Annotated in this window: 13 protein-coding genes; 6 read left to right on the plus strand and 7 right to left on the minus strand. The window is 72.2% G+C overall.

Going from position 1 to position 15,315, the window contains the following annotated elements; all coding sequences use genetic code 11:
• Positions 1-37: 37 nt before the first annotated feature.
• Entirely contained in the window at positions 38-586 is a 549-nt protein-coding gene (locus WMF20_RS31455) for an ester cyclase (protein ID WP_437605565.1), read from the minus strand.
• Positions 587-873: 287 nt separating this feature from the next.
• Here WMF20_RS31455 and WMF20_RS31460 point away from each other — a divergent pair, with 287 nt between their 5' ends.
• Positions 874-1,854, plus strand: a complete 981-nt coding sequence (locus tag WMF20_RS31460) for a LysR family transcriptional regulator (protein ID WP_437617190.1) — start codon at positions 874-876, stop codon at positions 1,852-1,854.
• Positions 1,855-1,890: 36 nt separating this feature from the next.
• Here WMF20_RS31460 and WMF20_RS31465 read toward each other — a convergent pair whose 3' ends face one another.
• Complete coding sequence (locus WMF20_RS31465; protein WP_437605566.1) at positions 1,891-2,460, minus strand: hypothetical protein; 570 nt, start codon at positions 2,458-2,460, stop codon at positions 1,891-1,893.
• A gap of 163 nt (positions 2,461-2,623) precedes the next feature.
• On the opposite strand from WMF20_RS31465, the gene WMF20_RS31470 reads away from it, so the two are divergent.
• Together WMF20_RS31470 and WMF20_RS31475 are read left to right on the plus strand one after the other, a co-directional pair.
• A complete protein-coding gene (locus WMF20_RS31470) occupies positions 2,624-3,595 on the plus strand; it encodes an aldo/keto reductase (protein WP_129577865.1) in 972 nt (323 codons plus the stop codon).
• 189 nt (positions 3,596-3,784) lie between these two features.
• Positions 3,785-4,747 carry an MBL fold metallo-hydrolase gene (locus WMF20_RS31475; RefSeq protein WP_437605567.1) on the plus strand — a complete coding sequence of 321 codons (963 nt, stop codon included), beginning with the start codon at positions 3,785-3,787 and terminating at the stop codon, positions 4,745-4,747.
• 472 nt (positions 4,748-5,219) lie between these two features.
• Here WMF20_RS31475 and WMF20_RS31480 read toward each other — a convergent pair whose 3' ends face one another.
• From WMF20_RS31480 to WMF20_RS31495, 4 genes are all read right to left on the minus strand, one after another.
• Complete coding sequence (locus WMF20_RS31480; protein WP_437605568.1) at positions 5,220-6,086, minus strand: carbohydrate ABC transporter permease; 867 nt, start codon at positions 6,084-6,086, stop codon at positions 5,220-5,222.
• Positions 6,083-7,081, minus strand: a complete 999-nt coding sequence (locus WMF20_RS31485) for a carbohydrate ABC transporter permease (protein WP_437605569.1) — start codon at positions 7,079-7,081, stop codon at positions 6,083-6,085. The genes WMF20_RS31480 and WMF20_RS31485 overlap by 4 nt, the downstream gene beginning before the upstream one ends.
• Positions 7,078-8,379 (minus strand): ABC transporter substrate-binding protein, encoded by a 1,302-nt coding sequence (locus WMF20_RS31490; protein WP_437605570.1) that lies wholly within the window; start codon positions 8,377-8,379, stop codon positions 7,078-7,080. Before WMF20_RS31490 ends, WMF20_RS31485 begins: the two co-directional genes overlap by 4 nt.
• A 283-nt stretch (positions 8,380-8,662) precedes the next feature.
• Positions 8,663-9,385 carry a TetR/AcrR family transcriptional regulator gene (locus tag WMF20_RS31495; protein WP_165374303.1) on the minus strand — a complete coding sequence of 241 codons (723 nt, stop codon included), beginning with the start codon at positions 9,383-9,385 and terminating at the stop codon, positions 8,663-8,665.
• A gap of 181 nt (positions 9,386-9,566) precedes the next feature.
• On the opposite strand from WMF20_RS31495, the gene WMF20_RS31500 reads away from it, so the two are divergent.
• From WMF20_RS31500 to WMF20_RS31510, 3 genes are all read left to right on the plus strand, one after another.
• Entirely contained in the window at positions 9,567-10,808 is a 1,242-nt protein-coding gene (locus WMF20_RS31500; protein ID WP_437605571.1) for an HlyD family secretion protein, read from the plus strand.
• A gap of 33 nt (positions 10,809-10,841) precedes the next feature.
• Entirely contained in the window at positions 10,842-12,425 is a 1,584-nt protein-coding gene (locus tag WMF20_RS31505; protein WP_437605572.1) for a DHA2 family efflux MFS transporter permease subunit, read from the plus strand.
• Between the two features lie 100 nt (positions 12,426-12,525).
• Complete coding sequence (locus WMF20_RS31510) at positions 12,526-13,749, plus strand: cytochrome P450 (protein WP_437605573.1); 1,224 nt, start codon at positions 12,526-12,528, stop codon at positions 13,747-13,749.
• A gap of 87 nt (positions 13,750-13,836) precedes the next feature.
• Here the strand turns inward: WMF20_RS31510 and WMF20_RS31515 are convergent, their stop codons facing one another.
• Positions 13,837-15,294, minus strand: coding sequence for a VanW family protein (locus WMF20_RS31515; RefSeq protein WP_437605574.1), 1,458 nt, complete (start codon positions 15,292-15,294; stop codon positions 13,837-13,839).
• Between the last annotated feature and the right edge of the window lie 21 nt (positions 15,295-15,315).

The following is a 15,315-nucleotide window of genomic DNA, read 5'->3' on the forward strand; positions in this document are numbered from 1 at the left end:
CGAGCGAGCCGCAGCGCCGTCTCGTCGCCGCCGGCCGTCACTGCGCCACGACGCCGAGCTGCTGAAGCAGCGTCAGGTTGTCCTCGATATGCCAGTTGTCCGTGATACGGCCGTTCTGCACGCGCAGGATGTCGGTGGCGATGAAGTCGACGGCCTGCCCGGCGCCCTCCCTGTCGCCGAACGTGCCGGTGAAGCGGCCTCGGAAGCGCAGGTGCGCCACCACGTGATCGCCGACGACGATGAGCTGCTCCACCTCGCAGCTCAGGTCCGGTACGGCGGCGCGGAAGCTCTTCGACGCGAACGCCGGGCCCGTCGGGCCTTGCGGGCGCCCCTTGGGCAAGGTGCGGTCCGTGAAGGTCGGCGCGATCGCCGCGTCGAGGTAGCTCTCGTCGCCGGTGTTCCAGAACGCGTAAAACCGGCGCGCCGCGAGCATCTCCGCCTCGGCCTGCTCCCTCGGCAAGCTCCCGTCGACGACGAGCGACCGCGGCGATGGCAGGTCCTCCGCGCCGGCGCCCTGCACGTAGCAGGCGCTCGCGGCGGCGAAGAGCGAGAGGGAGAGGGCGCTGATCAACAGGGTCTTTTTCATGGGACGTGTCTCCTCGGAACAAGCGATCTCGGACAGCCGATCGGCGCGCGCGCCGACCATCAGCGCCGGCCGCTCGGAAAGACGCCGCGCCCGGGTACGGCGGGCCCGAGGCCCGAGACCCCGAGCCCGCCTTCGCACCGGCGCGGCGACACGAGCCACCTTGATCCTTTCCAGCGCGTATGAAAACGGCCGCGATCGCCGAACCATCTTTTCGGAAATGTTGAAGATCGCCCCCGGAGCGGCTACCCTGCCCCCGCTTTGCTGCCCGTGACTCGCCGGGGGTGCGCATGGTCGAGCTGGAGGACATGCAGCTGTTCGTGTGCGCCGTCGCGCGGGGCAGCCTCTCGGCGGCAGGGCGCGAGCTCGGGTTCTCGCCGGCGGTGGCCAGCAAGCGCATGACGCGGCTGGAGGCGGCGCTCGGCGTGCGCCTCCTCCAGCGCAGCTCGCGGCGCCTCACGCTCACCGCCGAGGGCGCGGCCTACCACGAGCGCTGCGTCGCCATCCTCGCCGACGTGCGCGAGGCCGAGCTCGCGGTGACCGCCGGCCAGGCCGAGGCGCGCGGCCTCCTGCACGTGTCGGCGCCGGTGGATCTCGGCCGCCAGTGGGTCGGGCCCGCCGCGGCCGACTTCGCGGCGGCGCACCCAGAGCTCCGCGTGCGCGTCAGCCTGTCGGACCGCGTCGTGGACCTGCTCGACGCCGGCGTGGACGTCGCCGTGCGCATCGGCGCGCTCGGCGACTCGCGCCTCGTCTCGCGCCGGCTGGCCCGGAGCCGCCGCGTGGTCTGCGGCGCGCCGGCCTACCTCGCGCGGCGCGGGTGGCCCCGCACGCTCGCGGACCTCGACGCGCACGCGTGCATCGTGCTGCAGCGCCCCGGCATGCGCGCGCTCTCGTGGACCTTCCGCGCCGGAGAGGGGCTCCACACCGTCCGCCCCGCCGGCCGCCTCGTGGCCGACAGCGGCGATCTGGTGCGCGACTGGGCCGTCGCCGGCCACGGCCTCGCCTTCAAGTCGATCTGGGACGTCGCCGCCGACATCGACGCCGGGCGCCTCGTCCCGCTGCTCACCGACCTGCCCTCGCCGGGCTCCGCCGTGAACGTCCTCTATCCGAGCCGCCGCTTCCAGCCCGCCAGGGCGCGGCTGTTCATCGACTTCCTGGCGGAGCGCTTCGCCGCCCACGAGGCCGCGGTGCTGGCCGCGGCGACGCCGCGCGCCGCGCCGCCGCCCGCCCCCCGCCGCGCGCGCCGCGCGCGCCGCGCGCGCCCCGCCTGACGAGCGCCGCGAAGGCGGCGAGAGCACACGCGCGCCTCAGGCGCCGCGCTGCCCGCCCGCGCCGAGCGCCGCCAGGAAATGCTCCCGCTCCGCGGCCGTCGGGCGCCGGCCCGAGAGGTAGCGCCGCTGGTGCGCGCGGGCCGCGCCGATCGCCGCCTGATTCAGGATCTTGATCGGCACCCTGGGCGCGTACAGGCTCGTCACCTCGAGCAGCGTCGTCGCGCCGGAGCCCGGCGAGAAGCGGTGAATCGCGAGCCCCCGTTTCCACAGCATGCTCTCCTCGATCGTATCGACGCGGATGGCGAACGCCTCCGGCGCGACGCGCTGGGCCGAATACCGCGACGTCTGCGTGAACGGCCCGATCCCCGGGAGGTCCAGGCTCATCCGGAGCACGAAGCTCGGCTCGCGGTACGATCCCGACTGCATCGCGCACTCCGTGCCGGGGAAGAGCTCCCGCGCCTGGCCGTGCTGATCCCAGAAGACGGCGGCGGCGTCGAACGGGTCGATGTGCCCGAGCTCGATGGTGAACCGGACGCCAGAGAGCCCCTGCGCCTCGTCGCGGAGGTCCTCTGCGTGCTCGAGCTCCGTGTCCTCCTGCTGCCACATGATCGTCTCCTCGCCCGACGAAACGAGCCTATGGGAAGCACGGCAGCGCATCAAGGAAGCGGCGGGCCGGCTCACGGGCGCGCGACTCCGGCGAAACCCTACGGCGCGTTCAGCATGCCGGCATGGACCGCGCGCGGGGCGCGTTGCTACCCTCCCCGGCACCATGAACTACCGCAATCTCGGACGCACCGGCCTGAAGGTCAGCCCCCTCTGCCTCGGCACGATGAACTTCGGCCCGGAGACCAGCGAGCCCGACAGCTTCGCCATCATGGACCGGGCCCTTCAGCACGGGATCAACTTCTTCGACACGGCCAACGTGTACGGCCGCAAGCGCGGAGAGGGGATCACCGAGCAGATCGTCGGGCGCTGGCTCGCGCAGGGCGGCGGGCGGCGAGAGCGCATCGTCCTCGCCACGAAGGTCTACGGCGCCATGGGCGAAGGGCCGAACGACAGGAGGCTCTCGGCCTATCACATCCGCCGCGCCTGCGAGGAGAGCCTGCGCCGCCTGCAGACCGACCATATCGACCTCTACCAGATGCACCACATCGACCGCGAGACGCCCTGGGACGAGATCTGGCAGGCGATGGAGCAGCTCGTCCGCGAGGGCAAGGTCCTCTATGTCGGCAGCAGCAACTTCGCCGGCTGGCACATCGCGCAGGCCAACGGGCTCGCCGCGCAGCGGCACTTCCTCGGCCTCGTCTCGGAGCAATGCGTGTACAACCTGAACGCGCGCACCGTCGAGCTGGAGGTCCTGCCCGCGTGCCGCGCGTTCGGCCTCGGCGTCCTGCCCTGGAGCCCGCTCGCCGGGGGGCTGCTCGGCGGCGCCCTCCAGAAGGCGCGCGAGGGCCGGCGCGCGTCGGCCGACGCGCAGGCGCGCATCGAGAAGAACCGCGCCAAGCTGGAGGCCTACGAGGCGCTCTGCGCGGAGCTCGGCGAGAAGCCCGCCGACGTGGCCCTGGCCTGGCTGCTCAAGAACCCGGTCGTGACCTCGCCCATCATCGGCCCGCGCACCGCCGAGCAGCTCGACGGCAGCCTGCGCGCCCTCGAGATCCAGCTGACCCCGGAGCCCCTGAAGCGCCTCGACGAGGTGTTCCCCGGCCCCGGCGGCGAGGCGCCGGAGGCCTTCGCCTGGTAGCGCGGCGCCGGGCGGCGCTCGCCGGCGCCGCCCGGCCCACTCGACTCCAGCGCATGGCGCCGCGCCGGCGCCATGCGCTGGAGTCGCGCCGCGGGACGGGTCGATTTCGATTCCCTGGCGTCGAGCGGGTGGCCTACGCTCCGGAGCCCGGAGGCGCGTCCAGCGACGCGCGCGCGAGAGGGGATGGACATGGGCCGATGGCGGTATGAGCAAGGGTTGCAGGAGGTCGGCAATGGTTGCTTCGCGTATCTGCAGCCGGCCGGCACCTGGGGGCTCAGCAACGCGGGGCTCGTCACCTCGGACGGCGAGGCGCTGCTCGTCGATACGCTCTTCGACCTGAAGCGCACGCGCGAGATGCTCGACGCCATGCGCGCGGCCGCCCCCGCGGCGGCGCGGATCGGCACGGTCGTGAACACCCACGCGAACGGCGACCATTGCTACGGCAATGCGCTCGTCGAGGGCGCGACGATCATCGCCACGCGCGCCGGCGCCGCCGAGATGGATGAGGTCCCCGCGCCGATGCTCGCCATGCTGATGCGGCAGGCGCGCAGCGGCGCCGCCGGCGCGCTGGGCGATTACCTCGTCCATTGCTTCGGCGCCTTCGATTTCGACGGGATCGCGCCCACGGCGCCGACCCGGGTCTTCGAGGGGGAGCTGACCGTCACGGTCGGGGCGAAGGAGGTCCGCCTCCTCGAGGTGGGCCCCTCGCACACGAAGGGCGATCTGCTCGTGCACGTGCCCGCGGACCGCGCGATCTACACGGGAGACATCCTCTTCATCGACGTGACGCCGATCATGTGGGCGGGGCCCGTCGGCAACTGGATCAAGGCGTGCGACACCATCCTCGCGCTGGACGCCGACGTCATCGTGCCGGGGCACGGCCCGATCACGGATCGCGCCGGCGTGCGCGCGGTGCGCGATTACCTCGTGTACATCCGCGACGAGGCGCGGCGCCGCTACGACGCCGGCATGCCGCCGGCCGACGCCGCCCGCGACATCGCGCTCGCCGATTACGCGAGCTGGAGCGACGCGGAGCGCATCGCGGTGAACGTGCACACGCTCTACCGGGAGTTCAGCGGAGGGCAGCTCAATCTGCCAGGCGTGGTCGAGCTCTTCGGGCTCATGGCCGAGCTCGCGCGGAGGGCGCGCTGACGCTGAGGCGGGTATGAGAAGAGATTTTAACGCAAAGGCGCAAAGGCGCAAAGGCGCAAAGGCGCAAAGGCGCAAAGACGCCAAAAGGCAAGATGAGAATGGGTTGGGATGATCATGGGATGCGGCCGTCGCACGACGGAATGCGCCCGTTCACTCTTCTTGCATTTTTGCGTCTTTGCGCCTTTGCGCCTTTGCGTTGAAATCCGCACACCACGACGGGCTCCGCCGACAAGACAGGACGCCGGATCCCGCTCATGAGATCCAAGCAAAGATAAGCCAAGCGCACACCAGCCGTCGTCCGCGGCAGCAGGCACATCTCGGCGCCTCGGCCGCGCGCGAGAGGGGCACCGCAGCCGCCGTGGACAGAGAGCTTCCTCCGAAAGCGACTCCGGATCAAGCGACGATGAGGCGCGCACGGACAGCCAATGTCCTTGCCGTCGCGCCGCCGTGACGCCCCGCGTCGCGCCGCCGGTCACCCCTTCAACCCGGTGCGGGCGACCCCCTCGATCACGTATCGCTGCGCGGCGATGAACATCGCGAGGATCGGGGCGCTCGCGACCACCGCGCCCGCCGTGACCAGCGCGTAATCGGTGGTGTGGGCCCCCTGCAGCAGCGCGAGTCCGGGCGACAGCGTGAGCTTCTCGGGGTTGAACAGCACGTAGATCGGCCAGAGGAAATCGTTCCAGTTGCTCAGCAGGCTGAGCACGGCCAGCGTGGCCAGGGCCGGCTTGGACAGAGGCAGCACGATCTTCCAGAAGACCTGGAGCCGGGTGGCGCCGTCGAGCGCCGCCGCCTCCTCGAGCTCCCTCGGGAGGCCGAGGAAGAACTGGCGCAGGAAGAAGACGCCGAACGCCGAGGCGGCCGGCGGCACGACCAGCGCAGGGAGGCTGTCGAGCCAGCCGAGGCCCCGGACGATCAGGTAATTCGCGGGCAGGAACATGATCGGCGGGATGAACAGCGTGGCGAGGACCGCGGCGAGCACGAGCCGCTTGCCGCGGAACTCCATGCGCGCGAGCGCGTACGCCGCCGGGGCCGCCGTGGCCAGCACGAGCAGCGCGTGCGCCACGGCGGCGAGGAGGCTGTTCAGGAGCCAGCGGAACACCGGCGCCCCGGCGCTCGATCCCGCGAGCGCCTCGTAGCTCTCGAGCGTCGCCCGCGCGGGCAAGAGCGTGGGCGGCACCGCCGTCGCCTCGGAAGGTGGCTTGAGCGACGTGAGCGCCATCCAGATCACCGGGGCGAGGTACGCCACGGCGAGCAGGAGCAGCGCCGCATACGACAAGGCCCTCCCGATCTGCCGGCGGCGGACAGGGCAGCCGCCCTCGAGCAGCCGGAGCTTCATGGAGCGTCCTCGTCGCTGCCCCGGCCGAAGAACAGGAGGAACATGACGAGGCTCACGACCGCGAGGAAGAACGCCTGGACGTAGCTCATGGCCGCCGCGGCGCCGAGGCGGAAGTTCCGGAAACCCTCGTCGGCGATGTACATGATGGTGGTGCGCGTCTCGCTGCCCGGCCCGCCCCCGGTGACCAGGTAGGCCTGCCCGAACATGTTGGCCGACGCGAGGACGGTCATCGTCACGACGAACACGAACACCGGCCTGAGCCCAGGTATCGTGACGTGCCAGAACTGCTGCCATCGGGTCGCGCCGTCGATGCGGGCGGCGTCGTAGAGCTCCCGGTGGATGTTCTGCAGCCCCGCCAGGTAAATCACGGCGTTATAGCCGAGGGTCCACCACACCGTCATCCCCACCAGCGAAACCCACACCCACGGCACCGCCGTGGTCCAGCCCGTGCCTGAAGGCAAACCCGCCTTCGCCAGCAGGTGGTTGATCGCGCCGACCTGCGGATCGAGGAGCAGCCGCCAGATCATCGCCACGACCGCCACGCCGAGCACGTACGGCGCGAAGAACATCGCCCGGAAGAACGATCGGCCGGGAAAGCGCTGGTTGAGCGCGAGGGCGAGCAGCAGCGGGAGCGTCACGAGGACAGGCACGCTGAGCGCCGTGAACAGCGCGGTCGCCCGCAGCGCGCGCCAGAAATTGCCGCGGATGGGCGAGCCGGACCGGAACAGATCCGCGTAGTTGTCGAGGCCGACCCACGGCTGCGACGGCAGGAACGGGTCCCAGTCGTGGAGGCTGATCCACACGCCGAGGGCGATCGGCGTCGCGACGAAGAGGCCGAACAGCGCGAGGTACGGCGCGAGGAACAGGTAGGGCGCCCACCGCCGCGGCCGCGTGAAGCCGCGCTCCCGGAGCCGGCCGACGCCGGGGGCGCTTTGCGCGCCGCCGTCCGCCTCGGCCTGGCCGGGCTCCACGAGGGGTACGTCGACCGCCGTCACGGCGCCCTCCCGAACTTCCTCAGGTTGCCTGCGAGCAGCGCGTCGGCCTCGCGGGCGGCGCGGCTCAGGGCCTCGCGCGGCGCGGCCCTCAGCAGCACGGCCTCGTTCACCGCGAGATCGAGGGTGGACGCGCGCACCGCGTCGACCCCGGCGATGGCCGGCGGGAAGCGGACCGCCGGGAGCTGCTCGGCGACGATCGCCTGCTCCGTCATCCGCCGGAACGCGGCGCTCTCCCGGGCCGCCCGCCGGGCCGGCACCATGCCGGCCGCGGCCCACTCGAGGGAGTGCTCGCTCAGCCAGGCGAGGAACACCACCGCCGCCTGCAGGCGGCGATGGCCAGCGCCGGCCCCGGGCTGGCGCGGGAGCACGAGGTGGTGCGCGTTGCCCCAGACCGCCCGCTGCGCGCCGATCACGGGGACCGGGAGCACGCCCCAGCGGAGCCCGGGGACCGCCTTGAAATAATTGATCATCCAGACGCCGTTCCAGAGGAAGGCGTTCCGGTCGTTGATGAAGGCGATGGTGTCGGCGTCCTGGCCGACGTCGCGCGGGCTGTAGCCGCGCCGGATCAGCTCGACCATGAAGCTCAGCGCCTCGACGCCGGCCTCGGCGTGGAACATCGCCCGCGCGCCGTCCTCCGAGAACAGCTGGCCACCTGCCTGCCACAGGAGCGACTGGAACATCAGCCCGCCGGTGAACAGGACCGGCGACACCCACGATCCCTGGATCCCCCGCCGCTTGAGGTGCTCGAGCGCGGCCAGGTAGTCGCGCCGCGAGCGAGGCAGCGCGGCGTCGTCGAGGCCGGCGCCGGCCAGCACCGCGCGGTTGACGTAGAGGCCGAGCGGGTGGACATCGAGGGGAATGCCGTAGCGGCGCCCTCGGAAGACGCCCGCGCTCCAGAGCGTCTCGGAGAAGTCGCCGGCGCCGAGGCCGAGCGCCTCGGTCACCTCGTCGAGCGGAAGGATGGTGCGGTGGACCGCCGCCGTGGCCAGCTGATCGGCGTGCATGACGGCCACGTCGGGGCCATGGCCGCTGTCGACCGCGGCCGGGATCTTCTGATAAAAATCGCCCCACCGGGTCACGCTCATCCGCACCGCGATGTTGTCGTGCTCGCGGTTGAACCGCGCGATGAGCCGCTCCATCGGCGGCCGATCGCCCCCGGTGAAGCCCGTCCAGAACGCGAGATCCACGGCCGGGCCCGCGTAACCCCGGCTGCCACCGGCGGCGATGGCGGCCTGGGCGCGCAGATCGACCGGCTCGCCGCGACAGCCGAGCAGCAAGAGGCCTGCAGTCGCCCCCATGCCGGCGAGGAGCTCGCGGCGGCGCGGCGGCCGACCGGCATCTCCCCGCTCCCTCGGTGCTCGCCCCCTCCGCATCCGCCCTCCGCGCACGATCGCACCGCGGAGGGCTCGCATTTGGCTCGTTGCCCGCGACCGAGCTGAGCCACGGCTCACCTCCGGTCCTCCGGCTGCAACGGCGATCTACACCGGTGTCATGCACCGTCCAGCGGATTATTCCCGGAGAGCAGGGGCGCTCACCCGTCGATCCCAGATTGCGTGGATCTCCCCTTTTCGATGGGAGGTTTCATCCAGGCTCGTCGCCGATGACATGAATGTCGTCTGACGGCGCGGCGGGGGCGCGGCGGAGCGCGCCGCCGGCCTTCGCGCCGAGCACCACGACGTCGATGATCGACTCCAGGACGCCGTCGTCGACCGGCGCGCGCAGGCGGAAGAGGCGGTTCGTCACGGTGCCGCGGATCATCTCCACCATCAGGTCGAGATCGGTGCCCGGCGGCAGCTCGCCGCGCGCGACGCCGCGCTCGAGCACGTCTCGCCACGGGGCGAGGCGCTCCTCGCGGAGCGCGCGGGCGAGCGCCTCGACCTCCGGCACGTGCATCTCGGCCAGGAGCATGCGGTAGATGCCCTGCCCCTCGGACGTCGACGCGGCGGCGACGAAGCGCCGCACCAGCTCGAGCAGGTCGAGCCGCAGCGCGCCGGTGTCCGGCGGCGCCTGACGGTCGTCCGAGAACGAGCGCAACGTCGCCTTCACGAGCTCGGCCTTCGTCGGCCAGCGGCGGTAGACCGTCGTCTTGTTCACGCCCGCCCGCGCCGCCACGTCCTCCACCCGCAGCGCCGCGTAGCCCGCGCGCGCGATCTCGGCCGCGGCCGCCTGCATCACCGCCCGCACCACGCGCTCGCTGCGGCCCCCGCGCCGCGCGCCCTGCGTGCCGGTCCGGCGGCGCCCCGCCGCGGCACCGGACTGGGCCGGAGAAGGCTCTTTCAGAGGGGACGACGTAACGCTCCGCATATCCCGGGGGGGCTCCATTCAACCACGACGGCGCGACCCGTGGAGCATGGCTCGCCCGGACTATGGCAACAAGTAGTTGTCTTTGTCAGCCCTCATGTTATCTCTATCGCAACCACAGGTTGCCTTAGGTACGCGGCGCCCGTTGCGCCCGCCGTCGAGGCGACGAGGAGCAAGCGGCGACATGTCCACGACCACGAGCGCTCTCCCTGGAGAGGCGGCGGCTTCCCCCGAGGCGGCCTCCGGGGCGGTCAAGACCGGCAAGCCGAGCAGGGCGGTCGGCATCACGGCGGCGGCGATCGCGCTCGCCGTCGCGGCGGGCGCGGGGTGGTACGTCGCGCACCGCGGGCTCGAGACCACGGACGACGCGCAGATCGACGCCGAGGTGGTGTCCGTCCCGGCGCGCGCGTCGGGCGTGGTGGTGAAGGTCCTGTTCGCGGAGAACCAGGCGGTGAAGGCGGGCGACGTGCTCGCCGAGCTCGACGCCGAGCCCGCGCGCGCGCGGCTCGCGCAGGCCGAGGCGAGCCTGTCGGCGGCCAGGGCGAGCGCCGACGCGGCCGACGCCGACGAGCGCATCGCCGAGACCAACGCGCGCAGCAACAAGTCGGTGGCCGAGGCGTCGCTGCACGGCGCGGCCAGCAGCGCGAGCGCGTCGAAGCAGCAGATCGCCGAGGGCGAGGCGCACGTCACCTCGGCGACGGCGACCCTGGAGCAGGCCACGCTCGAGCGGGATCGCGCGAAGCGGCTCGTGGAGACCGGGGCGCTCGCCCAGGCCCAGTTCGACCAGCTGCAGGCGGCCGTCGACGTCGCCGGCGCGTCGCTGGAGCAGGCGAAGGCGCACCTCGCGGCGCTCAAGGCCACGACCACGCAGGCGTTCAGCCGGGTCGAGGAGGCGAGCGCGAGGGTCCAGCAGGCGAGCAACGTCGACGCCCTCATCGCGCTGGCGCGCGCCCGCGCCCGCGTGGCGCACGCGCAGGTCGAGACCGCCCAGGCCGCGCGGGACCTGGCCGCCCTCGAGCTCTCGTACACGCGCATCGTCGCGCCGCAGGACGGGATCGTGTCGAAGAAGACCCTCTCCGTCGGGCAGCTGGTCTCCCCCGGCCAGGCCGTGGGGATGCTCGTCCCCGCGCGGCAGGTCTGGGTGACCGGCAACTTCAAGGAGACGCAGCTCGCGCACATGCGCGTCGGGCAGCCCGCGCGCGTGTCCGTCGACGCCTACCCCGGCCTGACCGTCCACGGCGAGGTCGAGAGCTTCTCCGCGGCCACCGGCGCGCGCTTCAGCCTGCTGCCGCCGGACAACGCGACCGGCAACTTCACCAAGGTCGTCCAGCGCGTGCCGGTGCGCATCCGCCTCCACGACGCGCCGCCCGACCTCGCGCTGCGCCCCGGGATGAGCGTCGAGCTGACGGTCGACGCGAACAAGTGAGTATCGCGCAGATCGCGCAGGAGAGGAGGAACCATGGCAGAGGCGGCAATCGCGGCCGCGCCGGCGCACGCCGTCGCGCCCGTCAACGCGAACCGGTGGCTCGTGGCCGCGGCCGTGGCCCTCGGCGCGCTGCTCGAGATCGTCGACACGAGCATCGTCAACGTGGCGCTCACCGAGATGCAGAGCTCGCTCGGCGCCACGCTCACGCAGGTGAGCTGGGTCGTCTCGAGCTACGCCATCGCGAACGTCATCATCCTGCCGCTCACCGCGTGGCTCGGACACCGCTTCGGAAAGAAGCGTTACTTTGTCTTCTCGCTCATCGCCTTCACCGCGGCGTCGGTGCTCTGCGGGGTCGCGAGCAGCCTGCCGGTGCTCATCGTCGCCCGCGTGCTCCAAGGGCTCGGCGGCGGCGGCCTGCTCGCGAAGGCGCAGTCGATCCTGTTCGAGACGTTCCCGAAGGAAGAGCAGGCGATGGCGCAGGGCTTCTTCTCGTCCATCGTCATCGCCGGCCCGACGATCGGGCCGACGCTCGGCGGCTACATCGTCACGAACATCAACTGGCGGTGGATCTTCTTCATCAACGTCCCGCTCGGCATCGCGGCCGTGCTGATGTGCCTGGCCTTCCTGCCGCCGGACGCCGCGGGCGAGCGCGAGCGCGGCGGCGTCGACTGGATCGCGATCGCCCTGCTGGCGGCCGGCGTCGGCTCGCTGCAGACGGTGCTCGAGGAGGGCCACGCCGAGGAATGGTTCGACTCGCCGTTCATCGTCGCGTTCTCCGCGGTCGCCGTCGTGAGCCTCGCCCTGTTCGTCCACCGCGAGCTCTCGTCGGAGCGCCCGATCGTGGACCTGCGCGTGCTCCGGCACCGCTCGCTCTGGGCGGGGAGCCTCCTCTCCGCCGTCATCGGCATGGGCCTCTACGGCGCGCTCTTCGCCGTGCCCATCTTCGCCCAGACGATCCTCGGCTACACGTCGCAGCAGACGGGCATGCTGCTCTTGCCGGGCGCGCTGGCCTCCGCCCTGTCGATGCCGCTCGTGGCGCGGCTCGTGAACCGGTTCGACCCGCGCGCGCTCCTCGTGACGGGGGGGCTCATCCTGCTCGTCGCGCTCTTCCAGCTCCACCAGCTGACGCCCGTGACGGGCGCGGGCGACCTGTTCTGGCCGCTGATCATCCGGTCGTTCGGCACGACCCTGATGTTCCTGCCGCTCAGCATGGCCACCCTCGGGCCGCTCCCCAAGCGCGACATCGCCGCCGCGACCGGCATCTACAGCCTGACGCGGCAGCTCGGGGGCAGCGTCGGGGTCGCCGTGCTCACCACCGTGCTCGCCGACCGGCAGGCGTTCCACCGCGCGATCCTGGTGAGCCACATGGGGGCGAGCGACCCGACGACCGTGGAGCGCATCGCCGCGTACACATCGGCGTTCGCCGCGAAGGGGTTCGATCTGACCGACGCGCGCAACAAGGCGCTCCACGTCCTCGACGGAATCGTGAACCTGCAGGCCGCCGTGATGTCGTTCAACGACACGTTCTGGGTGACAGCGGTGCTCGTCATCGCCACGCTCCCGCTGGTGTTCCTGCTCGGGAAGGGCCGTGGCGGCCCCGTGTCCGCGGGGCACTGAGCCGAGCGCGCCGGAAGCTCACCGCCCGTCGCCCGCCGTACCGCGGATTCACAAGGAGGCGCGCCGCGCCGCGCCCGAACACCAAGCAACGGAGGGAACCATGCGTCACGCGTTGAATCTACTCGCGCCCGAGGTCATCGAGAACCCGCACCCCTACTACGCCGAGCTGCGCGAGAGGGCGCCCGTCTGCCAGGTCGAGCCGAACGGCTTCTGGGCCGTGAGCCGCTATGACGATGTGGTCTACGTCCTGAAGCACCCCGAGCTCTTCTCGTCCCGCACCTCCGAGGTGAGGCGGATCCTCCTCGACGAGCGGCTCCTGCGCGAGCCCCTGCTCGTCGGCGAGACGAGCCTCCTCAGGAGCGATCCGCCGGACCACACCCAGATGCGCAAGCTCATCAGCGGCGCGTTCACGCCGCGGGCGATCGCGCAGATCGAGGCGCGGGTCCGCGACATCGCGACCGAGCACCTCGATCGGATCCTCGCGCAGGACACCTTCGACATGATGGAGGACCTGGCCGTTCCGCTGCCGGTCACGGTCATCGCCGAGATGCTCGGGGTCGATCCGTCGCTCCGCGCCGATTTCAAGCGCTGGTCCGACGACACCATCAACCTGCCCGCGGGCTCCCAGCCGCTCAGCGACGAGGAGGTCGAGCGCATCCTCCGGAGCCGCCGCGAGATGCGCGCCTACTTCCACGAGATGATCGCGGACCGGAAGCGGCGGCCGCGCGAGGACCTCATCAGCGACATCGTCCGCGGCGAGGTGGAGTACGGCGTGCTGACGGAGGACGACGTGCTCGGCATGGTGGTCCTCCTGCTCGTCGCGGGCAACGAGACCACGACCAACCTCATCGGCAACGGCACCCTCACGCTCCTCGAGCACCCGGACGCGCTGCGCCGCCTGCGCGAGGAGCCGGCGCTGATCCCGGGCTTCATCGAGGAGGTCCTCCGCTACGAGGGGCCGGTCCGGCAGCTCACCCGGCGGGCGACGCAGGACGTGACCCTCTCCGGGGTCACGATCCCGGAGGGCGCGACCGTCATGCCGCTCGTCGCCGCCGCGAACCGGGATCCGGCGCAGTTCCCCGACCCCGACCGGTTCGACATCACCCGGGAGCAGCGCGGCCACGTGGCCTTCGGCTTCGGCATCCATTTCTGCGTCGGCGCGCCGCTCTCCCGCGTCGAGGGCAGGATCGCCTTCGAGGAGATCCTCCGGCGGCTGCCCCCCTTCTCGCGCGAGCCGGGGCCGCCGTCGTGGAACCGATCGTTCGGCCTGCGCGGGCTCCGGCGCCTGCCCCTGCGCTTCGACCGCACCGCGGCGGCCGCGTGACGCGTCGCCGGGCGCGCCGGACGCCGCGCGCGCCCGCCGCGTCCAGGCGGTGAGCCGCCCGGGCGCGGCCGGCCTCGGCGCCCCCGCTCACATCGAGAAGCCGTCGCCCTGCGGCTCCGCAGGAGGCGTCTCGCCCGCGGGGGTCTCGCCCGCGGGGGTCTCCCCCTCCTGGAGCTCCTCGACCGCCTTCGCGTGCTCGGGGAGCTGCGGCAGCGCGGAAGGGTCGTAACCGGGCGCGACCCAGAACACCTCGGGCGCCGGCTTGTACTCGCTCGTATAGCTGCGGTCGGAGGCCCGGCCGTCCTTGTAACGGACGGTGACATACGATCTCACGTCGTACCCGCACGAGCCCTTCTGGTGGCGCTTCACGTCGCCCCCGGAGAGCTCGGACTTCACGTAGATGCGGCGGATGAAGTCGTCGGTGTGCTCGGCCGAGATGCGGTGATCGACCTCCGCCACCGGGTCGCCGCCGAGGATCTCGACGCGGAGCACCGTGGGCGTCGGCAGGTAGGCGTGGATCATGATCGGGAACGGGAGCGTGTTCCTGATCTTCAGGTCCGACTCCGGGTACGTCACCATGGCGTCGAGCCCCATCGGGATGTAGGCGCTCGGGCGGGAGTGGCTCTGGCGGTCCGGCGTGTCGAGCGCGCCGAAGAGCGACGCGGCGAAGAGCGTGCTGGAGACCTGGCAGGTCCCCCCGCCGTAGCCGGGGACGGTCTCGTCGCCGAGGATCTCCGGGGCGATGGTGAACCCGTTCTTGCGGGTCCGCGGGCCGACGTGGGCGTTGAACGAGAAGGTCTCGCCGGGCGCCAGGATGGTGCCGTCGATCTTGGACGCCGCGGTCTTGATGTTGACGGCGCGCCCGGCCTCCTTGCCGTGCCGCTTGAACTTCGTCTCGTACGCCGCGACGACCCGGCTGACGTCGACGCTCACCAGGTCATCGACGGTGATCTTGGGGGCGGTGTACCGGACGGCGAGCTCGATGAGCTCCTCGTCCTCGTGGTCCCCGGCGCGCAGCGCGGCGAGGGAGGCGTCGACGTCGAGCTCCCGGCCGGCCTGCTCCGGGATCTTGCGCCGGTTGGCGAGGTCGAGCCGCGCGTCCACCGGGATCCGGAAGACCTGCGGGGCGAGCCGCTCGAGGAAGGCGCGCGCCCTCGCCTCGTCGACCGCCCAGACGAGCGGCACGTCGATCTCGCCGCGCCGCGCCCGCCGCGCCTCCCGGAGCCGCCGCGACCACGGCCCCTCGTGGCCGACGCGCCGCGCCTCCGCGAGCGTCTCGCCGACGTCGACCTCGACGCCCGCCTCGCCGAGCGTCGCCGTCAGGTCGACGTCGTCGTGGCGGAGCCGGACGAGGCGGCCGCGGAGCGCGTCCCGCCTCGCCTCGAGCCAGGCCTCCGGCGCGGCGCCGTCCGGCACGAAGCGCTCGCCGATCGAGAGGCCGCGGACCACCGGGGACGCCGGCAGCGCGTCGCGCACCGCCAGGGCGGCGCCCACGCCCGCCGAGCTGCCGAGCGCCAAGACCAGAGCGAGGGCCCTCGTATCCACGGCAGCTCGCCATGCTACCCG

Source organism: Sorangium sp. So ce834 (genome assembly GCF_051521425.1).
Classification (GTDB): Bacteria; Myxococcota_A; Polyangia; order Polyangiales; family Polyangiaceae; genus Sorangium; species Sorangium cellulosum_D.